Below are 20350 nucleotides of genomic sequence, written 5' to 3'. Positions count from 1 at the left end.
TCCGGTTTTTCAACTTTCTCTAGGAGTTTTCATGCCAGACAACAAACGCAGCCAGGCCATCACCCAGGGCGCGCAGCGTTCCCCCAATCGTGCCATGCTGCGGGCGGTGGGTTTCAGTGACAAGGATTTCGACAAACCCATCGTCGGCGTGGCCAATGGTTTCTCCACTATCACACCCTGCAATAAGGGATTGAATGAGCTGGCCATAAGTGCCGAGAGCGCATTGAAGGAATCGGGTGCAATGCCACAGATGTTTGGCACCATCACCATATCCGACGGCATCTCGATGGGTACGGAAGGCATGAAGTATTCGCTGGTGTCTCGCGAAGTGATTGCAGATTCGATTGAAACCGCGGTGCAAGGGGAAAGTATGGACGGGGTCATTGCGATCGGTGGCTGTGACAAGAACATGCCGGGTGCGATGATCGCGATGGCACGAATGAATGTCCCGGCCATTTTCGTCTACGGCGGCACCATCAAGCCTGGCCGCTATAAGGGAAGAGATCTGACCATTGTCAGTGCCTTCGAAGCGGTCGGTCAGTATACGGCGCACAAGATCGACGAACAGGAATTACTTGAGGTAGAACGCCATGCCTGTCCGGGAGCTGGCTCTTGCGGCGGCATGTTTACCGCCAATACCATGTCGTCGGCATTTGAAGCGATCGGGATGAGTCTGCCTTACTCTTCCACCATGGCGGCGGAGGATGACGAGAAGCGTGTGAGTGCCGCTCGCTCCGCGGAAGTACTGGTCGATGCGATCAGGGCGCAGATCCGTCCGCGTGACGTCATCACCCGAAAATCCATTGAGAATGCGATTGCCGTGATCATGGCGGTCGGCGGTTCGACCAATGCGGTATTGCATTTCCTCGCCATCGCCCACGCGGCGGAGGTGGATCTTACTATCGATGATTTTGAACGGATGCGCGGCAAAGTACCGGTGTTGTGTGATTTAAAGCCATCGGGCCGCTACGTGGCTACCGATCTGCACAAGGCAGGAGGCGTTCCCCAGGTAATGAAGATGCTGCTTGAACATGGTCTGCTGCATGGCGATTGCATCACCATCAGCGGCCAGACTGTGGCGGAAGTATTGCATGACATTCCCGCAACGCCGCGCGAGGATCAGGATGTCATCCGGCAATGGGAAAATCCCATGTATGCGCAGGGTCACCTCGCCATACTCAAAGGCAATCTCTCAACTGAGGGTTGCGTCGCCAAGATTACCGGCGTGAAAACGCCTAAAATCACTGGCCCGGCACGCGTATTCGAGTCGGAAGAAACCTGCATGGCGGCAATACTTGCGCGGCAAATCCAGCCCGGTGACGTGGTTGTCATACGCTATGAAGGACCCAGGGGAGGCCCTGGCATGCGTGAAATGCTTTCGCCCACTTCCGCCCTCATCGGCGAAGGCCTCGGGGATTCGGTGGGACTTATCACCGACGGACGCTTCTCGGGCGGCACTTACGGAATGGTGGTGGGCCATGTCTCACCCGAAGCGTTTGTGGGAGGAACTATCGCGCTGGTGCAGGAAGGAGATTCCGTTACCATAGACGCCGAACAGCGCCTGCTGCAACTCAATGTTTCAGAGGAAGAAATTGCGCAGCGCCGCGCCAAATGGAAGCAGCCCCAACCGCGTTATACGCGGGGCGTGCTGGCGAAATACGCAAAATTGGTTTCCACAGCCAGTCAGGGAGCGGTGACGGATTAATCGCAACCTATCTTGACCAGGAACCCATGCCTAATCATCTCTCCGGCGAAACCAGTCCATACCTGCTTCAACATGTGGAAAACCCGGTGGACTGGTATCCTTGGGGAGATGAGGCACTGACGCTGGCCCGCACCGGGAATAAGCCGATATTGCTTTCCATTGGTTACTCGGCCTGTCACTGGTGCCATGTCATGGCACACGAATCTTTTGAAGATGCGGAAGTTGCCACAGCGATGAACCAGCATTTCATCAATATCAAGGTGGATCGCGAAGAACGCCCTGATCTCGATCAGATTTATCAAACCGCACTTCACATGCTAACCCAGCGCCATGGCGGCTGGCCGCTGACGCTGTTTCTGACACCTGACCAGAAACCATTTTTCGGCGGCACATATTTTCCTAAAGCACCCCGCCACGGTTTACCGGGTTTCCTGGATCTATTGCCACGCGTCGCCGAGGCTTATTATGCCCGCGGTGAAGAAATCGAGCGGCAGAGCGCCTCACTATTGCGATCATTCGCCAATATGCTGCCGTCGGCGAGCCTGGCAACCCCGGCGTTTTCGGAACAGCCGCTTGATCAGGCACTGACCGAGTTAGAGGACCGGTTTGACTCCGTAAACGGCGGTTTCGGCGATGTGCCGAAATTCCTTCATCCCACGGAACTGGAGTTCTGTGTGCGCCGCTACTTTGCCACAGGCAATGCGGAGACGTTGCACATGGTGGTGCACACCCTGAAGAAAATGGCAGAGGGCGGCATCTACGATCAGTTAGGCGGCGGTTTCTGCCGCTACAGCACGGATCAGCACTGGAGCATTCCACATTTCGAAAAAATGCTTTATGACAACGGGCCGTTGCTGCGACTCTACACCGATGCCTGGCTTGCCACCGAAGACCCATTATTCAAACGGGTGGTGGAGGAAACGGCTGAATGGGTGATGCGGGAAATGCAACCATCGGTGAGTGCAAGCACAGACATGCGAGGCGGGGGCGGTTATTACTCGACACTGGATGCCGATTCCGAAGAGGAGGAAGGCAAGTTCTATGTATGGGATCGCGCTCAAATAGCACAGATTCTGCCACCCGAAGAATATGCCGTGGTTGCACCCTATTACGGACTCCTGCGTACTCCAAACTTCGAGCAAAAACACTGGAATCTGGAGATCACCCAGCCGCTTGCGGAAGCTGCTGTGGCTATCGGCATCCAGCATGAGGAAGCACAGCAAAAACTTGCATCAGCACGCAGAAAACTTTTTATTGAACGCGAATTACGCGTACATCCGGGCCGCGACGAGAAAATTCTTACCAGCTGGAACGGGCTCATGATCAAGGGAATGGCACGCGCTGGCCGTGTCTTCGAACGCGGCGACTGGGTTCAATCGGCAGCCCTTGCGGTGGATTTTATTCGTTCCACGCTATGGAAAAATAACCGCCTGTTGGCAACCTGCAAGGATGGCAAGGCGCATCTCAATGCCTATCTGGACGATTATGCCTTCCTGCTGGATGGTTTGCTGGAACTGATGCAGGCGGAGTTTCGTCAAGTTGATCTGGATTTTGCCGTTGCACTGGCCGATGTGCTGCTGGAGCAATTCGAGGACAAACAGGCAGGGGGGTTTTTCTTTACCAGCCACGACCATGAAAGATTGATACATCGCCCCAAGCCGGGTCTTGATAACGCCACGCCTTCGGGTAACGGCGTGGCGGCTTATGCACTTCAGCGGCTGGGGCATCTGCTCGGGGAATTTCGCTATTTACAGGCCGCCGAACGTGCTTTGGGGTTGTTCTACCCCACCTTATCCCGCTACGCCAGCGCCTGCTGCAGTTTGTTGGTAACCCTCGAACAATCGCTCGCGCCCCCGCAAATTGTTATACTTCGTGGTCAGGCGCCTGCTTTGACGGAATGGAAAAAAGCATTGGGGTGCGGGTCCCCGTACACCTTGGTATTTGCTGTACCGTTGGAACTTCTTGGGCTGCCGCCGGGTCTGAATAAACCGGCGGCAAGGGATAACACCGTCAACGCCTGGGTCTGCCAAGGCGTTAAATGCCTACCGGAGATCTCCGACTTGCAGGAATTGCTGCGCGTCTGTGAAATTCAAGGTAAGATTGGTTCTTCTATAATTAACGGATAAAAGGAGTAAGCATGAAAGCTGCCTGGATGGGAGTGGTTGCGGCATCAGCCTTGCTGATGGTGGGTACCGCGCAAGCGAACGCGGACTTGGCGAAAGCCAGCGGTTGCATGAACTGTCACACAGTTGACAAAAAACTGGTCGGGCCCGCATTAAAGGATATCGCGGCCAAGTATAAGGATGACGCAGGTGCCCAAGCCAAGTTGGAAGAGAAAGTGAAGAAAGGCAGCACGGGCGTATGGGGACCGATTGCGATGCCACCGAATTCCAATGTCAGTGACGCCAATATCAAAACCCTGGTATCGTTTATTCTATCCCTCAAGTAAACCGGATTTTGTTTATGGAAAAAGCCGGCGCATCAATGCGCCGGCTTTTTTATTTCTCCATCGCAGAGTAGTCTAGGGAAAGAGCAATGTAAATATCGCGCGTACCTATGCTACATCAATAACTGGAGATTGAGCTCTTGTTCACCAATTAATCATGGGCTGGTTCACGACTAACCTGGTAAGTGCATTTCTGCTTCCTCCATTAAATCTTATCCTGTTGGGGGCGATAGGGGTTTTCCTTCTCAAGCGCCACCCGAGAACAGGCAAGCTCTTGGTGATGTTCGCGCTGACTCTGCTTTATCTGCTATCCACTCCATTTGTCGCTGAAACCGCACTGCAAAAACTGGAGACTCCATCTACACTCCATTCCCTCGATAGCATTCAGGCTATTGTAGTACTGGGTGCGGGTACCTATTTCAACGCGCCAGAATATGACGGTAACACCGTGAACCGGCTCGGCCTGGAGCGCATCCGTTATGCCGCGCGACTATATCGGCTCACGGGTAAGCCTATGTTGGCGGCAGGCGGATTTCCCCTCGGGAGCAATTCTTCTGAGGCAACGCAAATGAAGGCGGTGCTCGAAAAGGAATTTGAGGTTCCGGTTAAATGGATGGAAGAGGGCTCGCGCAACACCCGTGAGAATGCTTACAAGAGCTTTGCAATACTCAAAAAGGATGGGGTCAGCCATATCGCGCTAGTCACTCACGCCTGGCACATGCCGAGAGCATTCAGAGAGTTCGAACAGGCCGGATTTAAGGTTGTTCCTGCTGCCACTGCATACACCACACGATATAGGACGGATGTCTTCTCATTCATTCCCACCGCTGGCGCACTGCAAAAGAGTTGGCTGTTCTTGCATGAAGTCATTGGAATGTGGTGGTATCGACTGAGCCCGGCCCCCACCACTTCGTGATGTCATTCTCTATCCGCCCGAACCGGATTAAAATAACATTTTTGGACTCTTCGGAAAGGGATCGCATGAAAGCACGCATCGAATGGAAGGAAGGAATGAGCTTTCTGGGTGAGTCCGGCAGCGGCCACAGTGTGCTGATGGACGGGCCGCCGGAAGCGGGCGGTAAGAATCGGGGGCCACGCCCTATGGAAATGTTGCTGATGGGAACCGGCGGTTGTGCAGCTTTTGACGTGGTATTGATTCTTAAAAAAAGCCGTCAGGATATCAGCGATTGCGTGGTGGAAATCGAAGCGGAACGGGCACCGGAAGAGCCCAAGGTATTCACCCGCATTCATTTTCATTTTATCGTGACCGGAAAGCAACTGAAGCCCGAACAAGTGGAACGGGCAATCAAACTCTCTGCGGAAAAATATTGCTCAGCCTCGATCATGCTGGGGAAAACGGCAGAATTAACCCACGACTTCAAAATCGTGGAGGCATGAAATCTTTCGTCAAACCCAATATGCGGTTTTTGTCATGACTTTTGATCCCAGCTTCATCGCCAGCTTCACGGGCATGGGTAATTCCACGCCGCCATGGGACATGGCGGCTGTAGCATGCCCGGCTTCATCCACCTGCATCTGTGCGACGATAGCACGGCTTTTCTCGTCGTGATGCGGCAAGCGCTTCAAATGCCCTGCCAGATGGACTTCTACCTGGCGTTCGGTCTCCGCGAGAAAACCCAGATTCCATTTGTCACCCAGCATGCCCGCAAATGCGCCAATGGCGAATGATCCGCTGTACCACAGGGGATTCAGGAGACTCTTGCGCCCATTCAGTTCTGCGATGCGCCGCTCGGTCCAGGCAAGATGCTCGACTTCCTCACGCGCTGATTGCTTCAGAGTGTGCTGCACCTCCGCGTTACGCGCGGTAAGCGCCTGTCCCTGATATAGCGCTTGTGCGCAAATTTCACCGACATGGTTGACGCGCATCAGTGCGGTGGATTCACTTTTCTCTGAATCGCTCAGCCCCACCTCTGGTAACTCAGTCCCTGGAACCGGACGCAATGTTTGCGCAGGCGTCAACAATGTGCGCAGTGCATGATCGAAACCGATGATGAATTTATCCAGATTCGGCATAATTTCCCAGTAAACGTAGATTATGTTGGCATACCCATCTGCCGCGCCAGCAGTGTTACCGGATGCAGCACCTCGATCTGCGAGCCTGCCTCACGCAACGCGCCGGCAATGTGCATGGCGCAACCCACATTGGATGTGGCAAGGTAACGCGCGCCGCTTGCATCCAGCATGGTTATTTTATCACGCAGCAACACCTGCGCCATCTCTGCTTGATCCAGAAAATAGGTTCCCGCCGCACCGCAGCACTGATCGTTTCCCGCCAGCGGAGTAATCTGCGCGTCCGGAATGCGCGCCAGCAACGCATAGGGATGTGCCGAACCGCGCAAGACATTGCGCAGACTGCATGGCTCATGCACCGCGATTTTATGCGGCAATGGCTGGGGCTTTATGTTGCCCCATCCCTCCGCCTTTGCCAGAAATGCACTGATATCCATGATTTTAGCGGAAAATTTCCCGGCTTCCTCTTCCGCATGCAATGATTGAAGAATCGACTGTTGCGGCGTTTCTGATACATTATGAGAAGGGTATTCCGTCAATTGCACGCCGCAACCCGACGCAGTGCTGATGATTGCGTGCAAATTCAGTCCCAGTCCCTCAAAAGCCCTCATATTCTGTCGCGCCAGTTGCGTTGCCGTTTGCCTGTCCCCGCCATGTTGATGCAAGGCACCGCAACATGTCTGCGTGGACGGCACATGTACCGTGTAACCCAGATGGTTAAGCACGAATATTGTCGAATTGAGCGTTGCGACATCCGTCAACCGCGCGACACAGCCGAGAAACAGCCCGACTTCGCCGCGCGGATTCCCGATTGCGGGATAAACGGCTTGCCATGTATTGGCCACGCCGCCTCTACCGGATAAGGAGCAAGGTGTGCCGACGGGCGGCAATTGCCCCTCCAACACGGCGAGCCTTGTTTTCCCAAGCACGCCGGATCTTCGAACGATCTTTTGCAAGCCTGATCTTTCATAAAAACGCAGGAGCGGGCGTAATGCGTCCAGACGGCTGGATTTGGCGAGTATTTCATTCTCCACCCATCGCCGAAACCGGGATTTTCGCGTCGCTGTTTTCTCGCTTGGAAGATCCAGGAATGATGACGAAATCATGGCGCGGGTTCCGTCCACCAGTTTCCCGTAGCTGACGTGGTTCGGGCACACTGCCTCGCAAGCGCGGCAGGTAAGGCAGCGGTCTATGTGCAAAACAAAGCGCGCATTCATCGGAATGCGATTGCTGGCGACGCCGCTCATCAGGGCAATGCGTCCGCGGGGCGAGTCAGCTTCAGACTGTGTGATACGGTACGTCGGACAATGCGGCAGACAAAGCCCGCATGCGACGCAGCGATTAGCTTCAGCGATGAGTGTATCGACAGAAAAATCGGGTGGAAGATCAGAAGGCTTGATGATCATCTCCGCTGAACAGAACGATCGTAGACCCGCTTTTGTTAGAACCGCAGCACATTCGAAGAGTCTACCCCCTAACACCTGCAAAGACAAAGGGACTCTTCACCGGCATCGCGGAATCAAGGTACAGAATAGATCCGATATCATCATCGGACAACTTATGGGCATGCAATATCGATCATTTGAATCACTTATTGAATCAAGGAACGATATGTGACAGCAGAATCGCGCTACAATTCCCCGACCGTTCTTCTCTCCACACCTTCAATCTTGGAAGCCTTTTTTACCTCCACCCTGCTGGTTGCTCTTGCCGAAATCGGCGACAAGACCCAGCTTCTTTCATTTGTTCTGGCTGCCAAACTACGGCGGCCTTATCCCATCATGGCGGGTATTTTCGTTGCCACTTTGCTTAATCACGCGTTGGCGGCTTCGGTCGGCGCCTGGCTGGCAAGCCTGATCTCTCCGCAATCGCTCAACTGGATCGTCGGACTGTCGTTCATCGGTTTCGGTTTGTGGGTGCTGAAGCCCGACACGCTCGATGAAAATCCGCGCATTTTCAGTGCCGGTGTGTTCATAACCACGCTGATCGCTTTCTTCGTGGCGGAAATGGGAGACAAGACACAGTTTGCGACGGTGGCACTGGCAGCGCGCTATGATGCGCTGACGGCGGTCGTACTGGGAACCACACTCGGCATGATGCTCGCCAACGCGCCCGCTGTCTGGATCGGCGAGGCACTTGCTGACCGTATCAACATGAAGTGGGTACGATGGTTCGCGGCGGCCTCATTCTTGCTGATGGGCGTCTGGTCGCTGTCTGGCGGCGCGGGGCCCTATTGATAGCGCCAAATCGTGAGCCGCGAACACTGATAGCGGAGCTTATTTCAGTCAGCGGATGCCGTGGATATAACGTTCGAGTTGGTTGATGATGAATTCCTGGCCGGAAATCGCGTCCTTGACCAGATCGCCGATGGAAATAATGCCGGCTACTTCATTGTTTTCAAGCACCGGCAAGTGGCGTACCCGCATCTCCGTGACCAATGCCATGCAATCCTCGGCTGTATAGTCGGGACTTACGTACGCTACCTGTGCGGTCATCAGTTCTTTTACCTGAATGTCCTTCGCGGATTTATCCAGCAGGTACGCCTTACGCGAATAATCTCTTTCAGTAAAAATACCGGCCAATTTTCCATTCTCCAGCACCAGCAGTGCGCCAATGTTCTTGGCGGCCATCAATTGCATCGCATCGTACACTGATTTATCCGGCTTGACGCTCGCAACTTCGTATCCCTTGCCTTGCAGTAATTGCCTTACAGTCGCCATGGCACCATTCCCCACGCTTCAGTTTAAAATATCCGAAAACTTGCTGATCAAGCTCATTCAATCATAACACGGCAAAGAAAAAACTTGGGCAGCTTGTCCCCATAGGTATGTCTATGGAAGCAGCATTGCCACGGCACCTGCCACATTTTTACAAAAGACGGCTTTTATCGCCATTGGTGAATCCGAAAAGTGGTTGAGAAATATTCTTGCCGAAAGCAATGGCCTTGAAAAGTTCACCCATTTCAGCGGGACTCACCAGCTTCTGTAGCTGATTTGCCAGCGGCAAATATTCTTTTACGTTCTCCACCGGCATTCGCGCCAGAATTTCAGTTATCCCGCAGTTGATAAGGAGATATGCCTGAGTGGTATAACCCAGCAGATCCAATCCGGCGTTTGTACCCGCTTCGGCAATGGCGCTGAAGTCCACATGACTGGTAATGTCCTGCAAGCCCGGCAGATAAAACGGATTGTCATGCGCGTGGTGACGATAATGGCACATCAGTGTTCCATGGCTGCGCTGGGGATGGTAGTACTCCCCGCGCCCGAAACCGTAGTCGATCAGCACTATGGCTCCCCGCTCCAAAATATTCGCGAGGCTGGCCATAAACCCCCGTGTGGCCAAACTGATTTCGCTGACGTATTCATCCACATCGTTGCCGATATTGCCGTTGCCGATATTGCCGTTGCCGGATGCAATCCTGGGAGTCAATTCGCGCGCAGCCTCGAAAAGTTCTCCTTCCCCGAGCGGGCGTTCGCTCCACTCGAATTCATCGCCACTCGATACACTCGACGTCACACCGCGCTCGAATAGACCGGCATTGCGCCACGCTACCAGATGTACCGGCATTGCATCAAGGACCTCATTGGCCAGTATCAGCCCATTAAACTTGGCGGGCAAACATTCCAGCCATACAACCCGCAACAAGAGATGTGGTGCGTATCGTTCAAATAATTGACGTTGCCGCTGTTGCAGTTCCGCACTGACCTCAAGAATAAAATACAGCCTTGGCAAGCGACCGAGTCTTTCCAGTTCAAGCAGCAAATCGAACGCGAGCTTGCCGGTGCCTGCCCCGAATTCCAGAATATCGCCAGCGCCATCCGTGAGTTCCAGCACTTGCACCGCCTGTCGCGCCACCGCCCGGCCGAACAGCGGTGAGATTTCCGGCGCGGTGACAAAATCTCCTTCCTGCCCGAACTTAGCTGCACCGCCGCTGTAGTAACCCAATCCCGGCGCGTATAACGCCAACTTCATATAATGTGCAAACGAAATCCAGCCACCAGCGGCAGTGAGCTCAGCATCAATGAGTTCCTTTACGGCGCGGCTATGCTGAAGGGCTGCTTCGCTCGGAACAGGTAGTGGCGGTAGTGGCTGCATTGGCGCTGTGTTAAATTAATGATTGTTGCGCAAGTGTACAGGGACAAGTGTAGGGGAGATACCGATGCAAGGAAAAGTGATACTCATCACCGGCGGAGCTAAGCGGGTAGGTGCTGCGACCTGCCGCAGGCTGCACGCGCGAGGCGCAGATCTGATCGTGCATTATCGGGCATCAGCGGGGGAAGCACAGGCGTTGCAGGCTGAACTGAATCAAATCCGTCCCGGCTCGGTGGCACTGGTGCAAGCCGATCTGCTCGATATCGCACAGCTACCCGGCCTGATTGACGAAACCGTGACTCATTTTGGAAAACTCGATGCCCTGGTCAATAATGCCTCCAGCTTTTTCCCCACACCACTGGGAGAAATCACGGAAAAGATGTGGGACGACCTCATCGGCAGCAACCTGAAGGCCCCTCTATTCCTGTCTCAGGCAGCAACACCAGAACTCAGAAAACAGCATGGCTGCATCGTCAATATCGTCGATATCCATGCAGAGTGGCCGCTGAAAAGATACGTGGTATACAACGCCGCCAAAGGCGGCCTGGCGGCGCTTACCCGATCACTGGCCCAGGAGCTGGGGCCGGAAATCCGCGTAAACGGCATCTCACCCGGTCCCATTCTGTGGCCGGAAAATGGCGAATGGAAGGAGGAAGCAGCACGCGAGCATATTATCGAGAGGACGCTCCTGAAACGTACGGGTGAGCCGGATGACATCGCCAGAACGGTGGCTTTCCTGATTGCCGACGCACCGTATATCACCGGTCAGATCATCGCGGTGGATGGTGGACGCAGCGTGAATCTGTAATAAATGTAGGTTGGGGTGACGAAGGAACCCCAACGTTTATTTCCAATGCCATGATATGTTGGAGTGCGTGCCTTACCCCAACCTACACTTATTCCATCAGCTTCTTCTTCAATATCTCATTCACCTGCGCCGGGTTGGCCTTGCCTTTGGCGGCCTTCATTATCTGGCCAACCAGAGCATTAAAGGCTTTCTCCTTGCCGGCTTTAAATTCTTCGACGGATTTCGTATTCGCGGCGATCACTTCGTCGACCAATTTTTCCAGTTCGCCTGAGTCGGAGATCTGCTTCAAACCCTGCGATTCGATGATCTGGTCGGCGAGATTCGTACCCAACCCCGGATCGTGGCGCTTCCAGGTCACCGGCTGCGCGCTCACCTTGACCCACATCTGTTTGAATACCTCCTTCGCAATCTTGCCGGAGATAGTGCCATCCTTGATACGCGCCAGAAGCTGTGCAAGTTGCTCCGGAGATAGCGGGCAACTATCAAAAAACTTTCCTTCGTCATTCAGATAGGCGGAGATATCGCCCATTACCCAGTTTGCGCAAAGTTTGGGGTCGGAAGGGAGCTTTTCGATAACCGCTTCGTAGTACTCTGCAATTTCCCGATCGCCGGTCAGAGCCGCCGCGTCATAGGTGGAAAGCCCATGGTCGCGTTCAAGGCGGGCTCGCATTTGCTGCGGCAATTCGGGTAACCCACGCCGCACTTCCGCAATCCAGTCTTCCCCGATTTCCAGTGGCAACAAATCCGGATCAGGGAAGTAGCGGTAATCCTGCGCGTCTTCTTTGCTGCGCATGGCACGGGTTTCATCCTTATCCGAATCGTAGAGCCGGGTTTGCTGTTGTATGGTTCCGCCATCTTCAAGGATTTCTACCTGCCGTCTGGCCTCGTAATCAATCGCTTTCTCAAGAAACCGGAACGAGTTGAGGTTTTTTATCTCGCAGCGGGTGCCAAGTTTGTCCGATCCCTGGGGACGAACGGATACATTGGCGTCGCACCGGAACGATCCTTCCTGCATGTTGCCGTCGCAGATGCCGATCCAGCGCACCAGCGAATGCAGTGTTTTGGCATACACCACCGCTTCCGCGCTGCTGCGCATATCCGGCTCGGAAACGATCTCCAGCAGGGGGGTGCCGGCACGGTTCAGATCGATGCCGGTCATGCCATGAAAATCCTCATGGAGTGACTTGCCCGCATCCTCTTCCAGGTGTGCGCGGGTGAGGCGAATGACTCTTTCAACCTCGCCAGATTGAATCGTGATGCTGCCGCCTTCAACCACCGGTAATTCGTACTGGCTGATCTGGTAACCTTTGGGCAAATCGGGATAGAAATAATTCTTACGGGCAAAAATTGAGGGTGAACTGATTTTGCCACCCACCGCCAGACCCAGTTTGATCGCCCGCTCCACCGCGCCGCGATTCAATACCGGCAGCACACCCGGCAACGCGAGATCGACCGCGCAAGCCTCGGTGTTGGGCGCCGCGCCAAATGCGGTCGAGGCGCCGGAGAATATTTTTGATTGGGTCGAGAGCTGGGTATGCACTTCAAGACCGACAACGATTTCCCATTGCATTGCGAGTATCCTTTTCTTATCCAACAACTCTAACCCCGACACCCGGAGAAAACTGGAACAATCATCGGATTATTCGCGGGGTCTGGGGTGACAGATCAAGCCTATAGCGGAATGGGCATCCGAATATGCCAGTCAGTTGCCCGCTGGTATTGATGAGCCACATTCAGCATTTGCGCTTCCGCAAAATAATTACCGATAATATGCAATCCCACCGGCCTGTTTTTGTTGCCAAAACCCGCAGGAATGGACATGGCCGGCAACCCGGCGAGGTTAACCGCGATGGTGTAGGCATCGGACAAATACATCTGCACCGGATCGCTGCTTTTCTCTCCCAGATTGAATGCAACCGTGGGTGAAGTCGGCCCCATGATAATGTCGCATTGTTTGAATGCCTCGATAAAATCCTGTGCGATCAGACGGCGCAGTTTCTGTGCCTGGATGTAGTATGCGTCGTAGTACCCGTGCGATAGCACGTAAGTGCCAATCAGAATGCGGCGCTTCACTTCCGCGCCGAAACCCTGGGCGCGGCTTTTACGGTACATGTCGTTGAGGTCGATATATTCCGGAGCGCGGTAACCGTAACGCACGCCGTCGAAACGAGAGAGGTTACTCGACGCCTCCGCCGGGGCCAATACGTAATAAACTGGCACTGAAAGTTTCGTAGCGGGCAGCGACACTTCCACCGTTTTGGCACCCAGCTTGCGGTATTCCGCGATAGCCGCTTCCACGGCACGCGCCACGTCATCGTTTATTTCCTTGACGAAGTATTCCTTCGGCAGACCGATACGCAGGCCCTCCAGCGGCTTTTCCAGATCGCGCGCGTAGTCTTCGGGTTCACGCTGTAGACTGGTTGAATCACGCGCATCGAATCCTGCCATGACGTTCAGCATCAATGCCAGATCATCCGCTGATTTCGCCATTGGCCCACCCTGGTCGAGGCTGGAAGCAAACGCGATCATGCCGTAGCGCGATACCAGTCCGTAAGTGGGCTTGATGCCTGAGATTCCGCATAGCGCTGCGGGCTGGCGGATTGAACCGCCTGTATCGGTGCCGGTCGCGGCGGGAGCCATGCGCGCAGCGACCGCGCAGGCGGAGCCGCCCGAACTGCCTCCCGGTACGGCCGTAATGTCCCATGGATTTTTTACCGGCCCATAAAAGGAAGTTTCGTTGCTCGACCCCATGGCGAACTCATCCATATTGGTTTTGCCGATATTCACCGCCCCGGCCGCATTGAAACGCTCGATCACATGAGCATCGTAAGGCGAAATGAAGTTCGACAGCATCCTCGATCCACAGGTGGTAACCCATCCCTTGGTACAGAAAATATCCTTCTGGGCGATAGGAATACCGGTCAATGGGTGCGCCTGACCGGCCGCGATCATGGCATCGGCGGCTCGTGCCTGGGCAAGGCTTGTTTCTTCATCGGTTGTAATGAAAGCGTTGTAGTCCGGATTCAGTGACTTCGAGCGCCCAAGAAACTCGGCGGTCAGTTCAGCGCTGGAAATTTTTTTTGCCGCAAGCAAGGCGGAAAGTTGCGTAAGACCGAAGTTCAACATGGTATTTTTGGAACGAAGCAGATCATGGAAAGATGACAGGAGGGTTCCGGGGTATGCTAAAAGGGCCTCCGAATAAATCCTCCGTGAAGCGCGTCGCTGGCGATCCCGGAGACTTGTTCAGAATCACTCGATGACTTTCGGCACCAGGTAAAGCCCTGCCTCTACCTTGGGCGCTATTGACTGGAACAATTCACGCTGATCGATCTCGGTCACCACATCCGCGCGGAGGCGCTGCATAACATCCTGAGCATGAGACACAGGTTTTATCGCAGACGTATTCACTGCCTGCATTTCCTGGATCAGACCGAAGATATCCGATAATTGCGCCAGCACAGTGCGTGCCTCATCCTCGCTCACCTCAATGCGGGCCAAGTTTGCGACGCGTTTTACATCATCCAGAGACAGTGACATTACCGCCAAAACCCTTATATTCAAATAGCTAATAGAGTATCATAGCCGACCTGACCGACGCATTCTTTTCGCGCGCTTTTTATCACTGTCATCTCCAACGGATTTCGTTTACATGCTTAATTTTATAAACAACAACATACTGAAGGGCTATTTTTCTACTGACATGGCGATTGATCTGGGTACCGCCAATACCCTGATTTACGTTCGTGGTCAGGGCATCGTGCTCAACGAGCCCTCGGTGGTGGCAATACGTCAGGATGGCGGTCCCAACGGCAAGAAAATAATTCAGCAGGTAGGACTGGCGGCCAAGCAGATGCTGGGACGCACACCCGGCAATATCACTGCGATCCGCCCCATGAAGGATGGCGTAATTGCCGACTTCACCGTTACCGAACAGATGCTGAAGCACTTTATCAAGAAGGTAAACCCGCCTCGACTGTTTTCCGCCAATCCACGCATTGTCATTTGCGTTCCTTTCGGCTCCACCCAGGTGGAGCGCCGCGCCATCCGCGAAGCGGCTTATGGTGCCGGTGCGCGCAAAGTGGAATTGATCGAAGAACCGATGGCTGCCGCTATCGGTGCCAACTTGCCGGTCGAGGAGGCCACCGGCTCGATGGTGGTCGATATTGGCGGCGGCACTACGGAAGTGGGTGTGATATCACTCGGCGGCATCGTTTATTCGAACTCGGTACGCGTTGGAGGCGACAAGTTCGACGAGGCTATTATCAATTACATTCGCCGCAACTATGGCATGCTGATCGGTGAAGTCACCGCCGAATTGATCAAAAAAGAGATTGGCTCCGCCTTCCCGGGATCGGAAGTACGTGAAATGGAAGTCAAGGGGCGCAATCTTGCGGAAGGGATTCCACGCAGCTTTGCCATTTCCAGCAACGAAATCCTTGAAGCACTGACCGATCCCCTGAATAGTATCGTCAGTGCGGTCAAATCCGCGCTGGAACACACGCTGCCCGAGCTCGGAGCGGATATCGCTGAAAAAGGTATGGTGCTAACCGGCGGTGGCGCATTGCTGCGTGATATCGATCGCCTGCTGATGGAAGAAACCGGCTTGTCGGTAATCATTGCGGAAGACCCGCTTACCTGCGTCGTGCGCGGATCGGGCGTCGCGCTGGAGAATATGGACCATTTGGTTGGTATATTTGCCAGTGATTAAATGGGTCGGCGCATCCCCTTCAACCCCTGGCGGAACGCACTCTGTATTGGGAACCCCCGAAACTGAGACGTAATGGAAACGGCCCCGCAGTTTTTCAGGCAAGGCCCCAGTTTGCTGGCTCGACTGGGGTTTTTTGTATTACTGTCCTTGCTGCTGATGGCGGCTGATACCCGGTTTAAATATCTCTCCGAAATTCGCCAGGCGTTCAGCGTAGTGATTTATCCATTACAAAAACTGGCCAATGTACCCGCAACAATCTATGACACGGGCACGGAATTTTTCGTCAGTCAGCATCTGACAGACGAAAACGAATATCTCAAGCAGCGGTACCTTGCCGACCGTGGACAACTCCAGCAGCTACAGGCACTGGAGGCCGAGAACACACAGCTGCGTAAACTGCTGGAAGCCGCACAACGTATGGAAAGTAAAGCTGTCATGGCCGAAATTCTGCACGTCCCGCGCGATCCATTCAACCGCAAGGTCATACTTGATAAAGGCAGTCAGAGCGGTATTCAGCCAGGCCAGGTAGTGGTGGACGATGCAGGCGTGGTGGGACAGATTACTCGCAACTCTCCATGGTTGTCCGAAGTCACGCTCATTACCGATAAGGATCACTCAGTGCCGGTGCAGATCGTCCGTAACGGCTTACGCTCGGTGGTATCCGGCACAGGCAAGGATGGAACGCTGGAACTGCGTTATGTAGCGGTCAACACCGATATCGAAGAGGGCGATATGCTGGTGACTTCCGGTATAGATGGTGTTTATCCGCCCGGTCTTCCCGTGGCGGTAGTATCGAAAATCGAGCGCAATCCGACTTATATCTTTGCACGTGTTATCTGCACACCCGCCGCTGGAGTGGGCCGTCACCGGCAACTGCTGATATTGTCCGCGATGACACCCGCTATGGAAAATCCGGTGGACGTATTCGAAACCAAGCCCAAACTCGAGAGCAAGAAGAGGGAAAAAGTTGGCATTCGCTGACCATCCCAGGCAGGAAATTCTGCGGCCTGTCAAAGGCTCATTCATCTTCCTCAGCTTGATGGCAGCGCTGCTGCTGAATCTGTTGCCGCTCAAGGATGCACTACTGACGTTATGGCCTGATTTCACCGCACTGACGATACTTTACTGGTGTATCAATCAACCGCAGCGGGTTGGCATGAGTACCGCTTTTGGCATGGGCCTGTTAATGGATATCGGCAATGCCGGGACACTCGGCCAGCATGCCCTGGCATACAGCATCATGGCTTTTGCCGCGTTGCTATTCCAGCGGCGCTTATATAATTTTGGTCTGCTGAAGCAGGCCCCCCAGATGGGCCTGATATTGCTCATGGGGCAATCTGTCATGCTTCTGACCTGGCTACTGGATGGGGCGGATTTTCCCGGTTGGAATTTCTTTCTTGCCAGCGCTACCGGCACCGCATTGTGGCCGCTGCTCTCCTCGTTATTGAGAATACCCCAAAGGCCCAAGTCTGATTCCAATATGTTATGAAGCGAACGGTAGAGCTTCGTAATCACCCCCGTGAACTGCATCATTTCCGGGTACGGCTTGCCATTGGCGCCGTGTTCGTGCTGCTGCTGTTCCTTCTGCTATTTTCCCGATTCTTTTACTTGCAGGTATCGCAGCGCGACCACTATCACACTCTGGCGGAAGCCAACCGGATATCCATCGCACCTATCGTCCCTAACAGGGGGTTGATTTTCGACCGTAATGGCGAGGTATTAGCACATAACTACTCAGCCTATACGCTCGAGATCGTGCCAAGCAAGGTGACCGATCTGGAAGCTCTCATCAATGAGCTGTCCACCGTAATCGAGATAGCAGCGAGAGACCGCAAGCGGTTCAAGAAACTGATGGACGAAAGCAAGCGGTTTGAAAGCCTGCCCATTCGGACTCGTTTATCGGATGTGGAAGTCGCGCGCTTCGCCGCCAACCGCTATCGTTTTCCGGGAGTGGAAATTAAAGCGCGCTTGTTCCGCCAGTATCCAAAAGGGGAAATTGCGTCACATGTGGTGGGTTATATTGGCCGCATCAACGACAAAAATCTGGAGCAGCTGGAGGCTAACGAAAATCTGGCCAACTATCGCGGCTCGCTGTATATGGGCAAAATCGGCATCGAACAAAGCTACGAGAAGGAACTGCACGGTATTACCGGCTTCGAGGAAATGGAAACCGACGCGGCTGGCCGGGTAATAAGGGTCATATCCCGTACCCCGCCAATCTCGGGCAATAATCTGACGTTATCGCTCGATATCAAGTTGCAGGAGGTTGCGGAAAAAGCATTTGGAAACCGGCGCGGCGCGCTGGTAGCGATTGATCCCGCCACGGGCGATGTACTGGCGTTCGTCAGCAAGCCGGGCTTCGATCCCAATCTGTTTGTCGATGGTATCGACTCCGAGAACTGGGATTTACTGAATAACTCCATCGACAGGCCGCTGAACAACCGGGCTTTGCGCGGATTGTATCCCCCAGGTTCCACGTTCAAGCCCTTCATGGCGCTGGCCGGCCTGGAGCTGAAGAAACGCACTCCCCAGCAAGGAATCAGTGATCCCGGATACTTCAGCCTGCCTGGCAGCACCCACCGCTTCCGTGACTGGAAGGCGGGTGGCCATGGCTATGTGGATCTGCACAAATCCCTGGTCGTGTCGTGTGACACCTATTATTACGGGCTTGCCAATGACCTCGGTATAGACAACATTTTCAATTTTACCGGTCAGTTCGGGTTGGGGAAGAAAACCGGGATCGATATCGACGGCGAAGCCAGTGGATTATTGCCCTCGCAAGAATGGAAAATGAAACGATACAAGCAGAAATGGTACGCGGGTGACACTATTTCCGTGGGTATCGGCCAAGGCTACAATCTGACCACCCCCCTGCAGCTGGCTTTCGCGACTGCGATCCTCGCCAGCAAGGGTACCGCCTTCCGTCCGCATCTGGTAAAGCAGGTTCACAATAACAAGAATGGAGAGGTCCGGGAAATCGTCACGCAACCTCTATACACCCTCAACCTCAATCCCGCTAATCTGACGCACGTTCAAAACGCGCTGATAGCGGTGACCCGGCCCGGTGGCACCGCGGCACTCGCCGGCGCGGATGCCGCCTATACCTTTGCGGGGAAGACGGGTACATCGCAAGTGGTCGGCATGAAGCAAGGGGAGAAATATGTGGAAAGCAAGGTTCAGGAACGCCATCGCGACCATGCGCTGTTCGTTGCCTACGCCCCCACGGAAAACCCCAGAATAGCGCTGGCGGTGCTGGTGGAAAACGGCGGTCACGGCGGCGCTACCGCCGCACCCGTCGCCAGGCTGGTAATGGATTACCATCTGCTCGGCAAGTTGCCGGAAGAAGCCGCGGCAAAGACCATTCCCGAAGATGAGGAAGGCGCGCATGATTAAGCCATTGCGCTTATGGCACTACCTCACGCGCTATGTAGATGGTTTCTTGCTGAGCGGGATTCTGCTGCTGATGCTGACTGGCCTCGCCACGCTGTATAGCGCCACCGACGCAAACCTGAGTCGCGTCACTAATCAGGCGATCAACATGCTGGTGGCGCTTGGCATCATGTGGCTGATCGCGAATATTCCGTTGCAGCATATCATGCGTATCGCTCTCCCGATATACATAGCCGGTCTTTTCCTGTTGCTTGGCGTGGCGCTATTCGGTGAAATCAACAACGGTGCGCGGCGCTGGCTGAACATTGGTGTGACGCGTATCCAGCCTTCCGAATTGATGAAAATAGCGGTGCCGCTGATGATGGCGTGGTATTTTGACAAACATGAAGCCACCCTGCGGCTGAGGGATTACGCGGTCGCTACGTTGCTGCTGCTGATCCCGGTCGTGATGATCATGCGTCAACCAGATCTGGGTACCGCATTGCTGATCGCCTCCAGCGGTTTCTACGTTCTGTTCCTGACCGGGTTGTCGTGGCGCATTATGGCCGCCCTGGTGATCGCCGGCGCCGGGAGTCTGCCAATCCTGTGGTCAATGATGCACGATTACCAGCGCCGGCGTGTCATGACACTGCTCGATCCGACGCAGGATGCGCTGGGAGCCGGCTACCATACCATCCAGTCCACCATTGCCATAGGATCCGGGGGTGTCCTTGGCAAAGGCTGGCAGAACGGAACTCAGACCCATCTCGATTTTCTCCCCGAGAAAAGTACCGATTTCATCTTCGCGGTATTCTCGGAGGAATTCGGCCTGATCGGTAATTCATTGCTGTTGCTGCTATATCTATTGGTAATAGGGCGCGGCATGATTATTGCCGCCAATGCCCCGACCCAGTTTACGCGTCTTATCGCCGGCTCGATCACGCTGACTTTCTTCACGTATATTTTCGTCAATATCGGGATGGTTATCGGTATTCTGCCCGTGGTGGGCGTACCGCTGCCGCTGATCAGCTACGGCGGCACGTCAATGGTGACAATGTTACTGGGATTTGGTATTTTGATGAGCATACAGACGCATCCTAAGCTGGTGAAAACGTGAGGAATAGCGATTCGGGATCAAGAAGCGTGTCGTTCACTATTCTGGCAGTCCGCCGGACTTGAAGAATCAAAGCG

General features: G+C 54.3%; 19 protein-coding genes. 12 read left to right on the top strand and 7 right to left on the bottom strand.

Annotation, left to right across the window (positions count from 1 at the left end):
• The first annotated feature begins 31 nt into the window (after positions 1-31).
• The 5 genes from ilvD (at position 32) to BLR00_RS03905 (ending at position 5549) form a co-directional block, all read left to right on the top strand.
• Positions 32-1705 carry a dihydroxy-acid dehydratase gene (gene ilvD, locus BLR00_RS03925; RefSeq protein WP_074630901.1) on the top strand — a complete coding sequence of 558 codons (1674 nt, stop codon included), beginning with the start codon at positions 32-34 and terminating at the stop codon, positions 1703-1705.
• Between the two features lie 26 nt (positions 1706-1731).
• Positions 1732-3831, top strand: a complete 2100-nt coding sequence (locus BLR00_RS03920; RefSeq protein ID WP_074630900.1) for a thioredoxin domain-containing protein — start codon at positions 1732-1734, stop codon at positions 3829-3831.
• Positions 3832-3842: 11 nt separating this feature from the next.
• On the top strand, positions 3843-4154 hold the full coding sequence (locus BLR00_RS03915) for a c-type cytochrome (RefSeq protein WP_074630899.1): 312 nt from the start codon (positions 3843-3845) through the stop codon (positions 4152-4154).
• Positions 4155-4308: 154 nt separating this feature from the next.
• Positions 4309-5067: a YdcF family protein gene (locus BLR00_RS03910; protein ID WP_074630898.1), complete on the top strand. Its 759-nt coding sequence runs from the start codon at positions 4309-4311 to the stop codon at positions 5065-5067.
• 65 nt (positions 5068-5132) lie between these two features.
• A complete protein-coding gene (locus BLR00_RS03905; protein ID WP_074630897.1) occupies positions 5133-5549 on the top strand; it encodes an OsmC family protein in 417 nt (138 codons plus the stop codon).
• A 9-nt stretch (positions 5550-5558) separates the two neighbouring features.
• Here BLR00_RS03905 and coq7 read toward each other — a convergent pair whose 3' ends face one another.
• Complete coding sequence (coq7, locus tag BLR00_RS03900) at positions 5559-6185, bottom strand: 2-polyprenyl-3-methyl-6-methoxy-1,4-benzoquinone monooxygenase (protein ID WP_074630896.1); 627 nt, start codon at positions 6183-6185, stop codon at positions 5559-5561.
• 20 nt (positions 6186-6205) lie between these two features.
• Entirely contained in the window at positions 6206-7588 is a 1383-nt protein-coding gene (locus tag BLR00_RS03895; RefSeq protein ID WP_176759930.1) for a (Fe-S)-binding protein, read from the bottom strand.
• A 207-nt stretch (positions 7589-7795) separates the two neighbouring features.
• On the opposite strand from BLR00_RS03895, the gene BLR00_RS03885 reads away from it, so the two are divergent.
• Positions 7796-8419 carry a TMEM165/GDT1 family protein gene (locus tag BLR00_RS03885; RefSeq protein ID WP_442512575.1) on the top strand — a complete coding sequence of 208 codons (624 nt, stop codon included), beginning with the start codon at positions 7796-7798 and terminating at the stop codon, positions 8417-8419.
• 48 nt (positions 8420-8467) lie between these two features.
• Here BLR00_RS03885 and BLR00_RS03880 read toward each other — a convergent pair whose 3' ends face one another.
• Both BLR00_RS03880 and BLR00_RS03875 read right to left on the bottom strand, forming a co-directional pair.
• Entirely contained in the window at positions 8468-8902 is a 435-nt protein-coding gene (locus BLR00_RS03880; protein WP_074630894.1) for a CBS domain-containing protein, read from the bottom strand.
• A gap of 148 nt (positions 8903-9050) precedes the next feature.
• The gene (locus BLR00_RS03875; protein WP_074630893.1) at positions 9051-10277 is read right to left on the bottom strand and encodes a class I SAM-dependent methyltransferase; all 1227 of its coding nucleotides are present in this window, start codon (positions 10275-10277) and stop codon (positions 9051-9053) included.
• Between the two features lie 64 nt (positions 10278-10341).
• Between BLR00_RS03875 and BLR00_RS03870 the strand changes: the two genes are divergently transcribed.
• Positions 10342-11082, top strand: a complete 741-nt coding sequence (locus tag BLR00_RS03870; protein WP_074630892.1) for a pteridine reductase — start codon at positions 10342-10344, stop codon at positions 11080-11082.
• Positions 11083-11170: 88 nt separating this feature from the next.
• On the opposite strand, the gene gatB is transcribed toward BLR00_RS03870, so the two are convergent.
• The 3 genes from gatB to gatC form a co-directional block, all read right to left on the bottom strand.
• Entirely contained in the window at positions 11171-12652 is a 1482-nt protein-coding gene (gatB, locus tag BLR00_RS03865; RefSeq protein WP_074630891.1) for an Asp-tRNA(Asn)/Glu-tRNA(Gln) amidotransferase subunit GatB, read from the bottom strand.
• A 101-nt stretch (positions 12653-12753) separates the two neighbouring features.
• Entirely contained in the window at positions 12754-14208 is a 1455-nt protein-coding gene (gene gatA, locus BLR00_RS03860; protein ID WP_074630890.1) for an Asp-tRNA(Asn)/Glu-tRNA(Gln) amidotransferase subunit GatA, read from the bottom strand.
• A gap of 123 nt (positions 14209-14331) precedes the next feature.
• Positions 14332-14619, bottom strand: coding sequence for an Asp-tRNA(Asn)/Glu-tRNA(Gln) amidotransferase subunit GatC (gene gatC, locus BLR00_RS03855; RefSeq protein ID WP_074630889.1), 288 nt, complete (start codon positions 14617-14619; stop codon positions 14332-14334).
• Positions 14620-14731: 112 nt separating this feature from the next.
• On the opposite strand from gatC, the gene BLR00_RS03850 reads away from it, so the two are divergent.
• From BLR00_RS03850 to rodA, 5 genes are all read left to right on the top strand, one after another.
• Positions 14732-15790 (top strand): rod shape-determining protein, encoded by a 1059-nt coding sequence (locus BLR00_RS03850; protein WP_004176601.1) that lies wholly within the window; start codon positions 14732-14734, stop codon positions 15788-15790.
• A 72-nt stretch (positions 15791-15862) separates the two neighbouring features.
• Positions 15863-16771: a rod shape-determining protein MreC gene (mreC, locus tag BLR00_RS03845; RefSeq protein WP_074630888.1), complete on the top strand. Its 909-nt coding sequence runs from the start codon at positions 15863-15865 to the stop codon at positions 16769-16771.
• Positions 16758-17279, top strand: a complete 522-nt coding sequence (gene mreD / locus BLR00_RS03840) for a rod shape-determining protein MreD (RefSeq protein WP_074630887.1) — start codon at positions 16758-16760, stop codon at positions 17277-17279. Before mreC ends, mreD begins: the two co-directional genes overlap by 14 nt.
• Complete coding sequence (gene mrdA, locus BLR00_RS03835; protein ID WP_074630886.1) at positions 17276-19183, top strand: penicillin-binding protein 2; 1908 nt, start codon at positions 17276-17278, stop codon at positions 19181-19183. Before mreD ends, mrdA begins: the two co-directional genes overlap by 4 nt.
• Positions 19176-20276 carry a rod shape-determining protein RodA gene (rodA, locus tag BLR00_RS03830; RefSeq protein ID WP_074630885.1) on the top strand — a complete coding sequence of 367 codons (1101 nt, stop codon included), beginning with the start codon at positions 19176-19178 and terminating at the stop codon, positions 20274-20276. The genes mrdA and rodA overlap by 8 nt, the downstream gene beginning before the upstream one ends.
• Positions 20277-20350 lie beyond the last annotated feature (74 nt).

It is taken from the genome of Nitrosospira multiformis (assembly GCF_900103165.1).
Taxonomy (GTDB): Bacteria; Pseudomonadota; Gammaproteobacteria; order Burkholderiales; family Nitrosomonadaceae; genus Nitrosospira; species Nitrosospira multiformis_D.
This window is presented reverse-complemented; position numbering and strand designations above follow the sequence as displayed.

Coding starts and splice junctions, on each gene's coding strand:
- ilvD (WP_074630901.1), top strand. CDS start 32: ATGCCAGACAACAAACGCAGCCAGGCCATCACCCAGGGCGCGCAGCGT.
- BLR00_RS03920 (WP_074630900.1), top strand. CDS start 1,732: ATGCCTAATCATCTCTCCGGCGAAACCAGTCCATACCTGCTTCAACAT.
- BLR00_RS03915 (WP_074630899.1), top strand. CDS start 3,843: ATGAAAGCTGCCTGGATGGGAGTGGTTGCGGCATCAGCCTTGCTGATG.
- BLR00_RS03910 (WP_074630898.1), top strand. CDS start 4,309: ATGGGCTGGTTCACGACTAACCTGGTAAGTGCATTTCTGCTTCCTCCA.
- BLR00_RS03905 (WP_074630897.1), top strand. CDS start 5,133: ATGAAAGCACGCATCGAATGGAAGGAAGGAATGAGCTTTCTGGGTGAG.
- coq7 (WP_074630896.1), bottom strand. CDS start 6,185: ATGCCGAATCTGGATAAATTCATCATCGGTTTCGATCATGCACTGCGC.
- BLR00_RS03895 (WP_176759930.1), bottom strand. CDS start 7,588: ATGATCATCAAGCCTTCTGATCTTCCACCCGATTTTTCTGTCGATACA.
- BLR00_RS03880 (WP_074630894.1), bottom strand. CDS start 8,902: ATGGCGACTGTAAGGCAATTACTGCAAGGCAAGGGATACGAAGTTGCG.
- BLR00_RS03875 (WP_074630893.1), bottom strand. CDS start 10,277: ATGCAGCCACTACCGCCACTACCTGTTCCGAGCGAAGCAGCCCTTCAG.
- BLR00_RS03870 (WP_074630892.1), top strand. CDS start 10,342: ATGCAAGGAAAAGTGATACTCATCACCGGCGGAGCTAAGCGGGTAGGT.
- gatB (WP_074630891.1), bottom strand. CDS start 12,652: ATGCAATGGGAAATCGTTGTCGGTCTTGAAGTGCATACCCAGCTCTCG.
- gatA (WP_074630890.1), bottom strand. CDS start 14,208: ATGTTGAACTTCGGTCTTACGCAACTTTCCGCCTTGCTTGCGGCAAAA.
- gatC (WP_074630889.1), bottom strand. CDS start 14,619: ATGTCACTGTCTCTGGATGATGTAAAACGCGTCGCAAACTTGGCCCGC.
- BLR00_RS03850 (WP_004176601.1), top strand. CDS start 14,732: ATGCTTAATTTTATAAACAACAACATACTGAAGGGCTATTTTTCTACT.
- mreC (WP_074630888.1), top strand. CDS start 15,863: ATGGAAACGGCCCCGCAGTTTTTCAGGCAAGGCCCCAGTTTGCTGGCT.
- mrdA (WP_074630886.1), top strand. CDS start 17,276: ATGAAGCGAACGGTAGAGCTTCGTAATCACCCCCGTGAACTGCATCAT.
- rodA (WP_074630885.1), top strand. CDS start 19,176: ATGATTAAGCCATTGCGCTTATGGCACTACCTCACGCGCTATGTAGAT.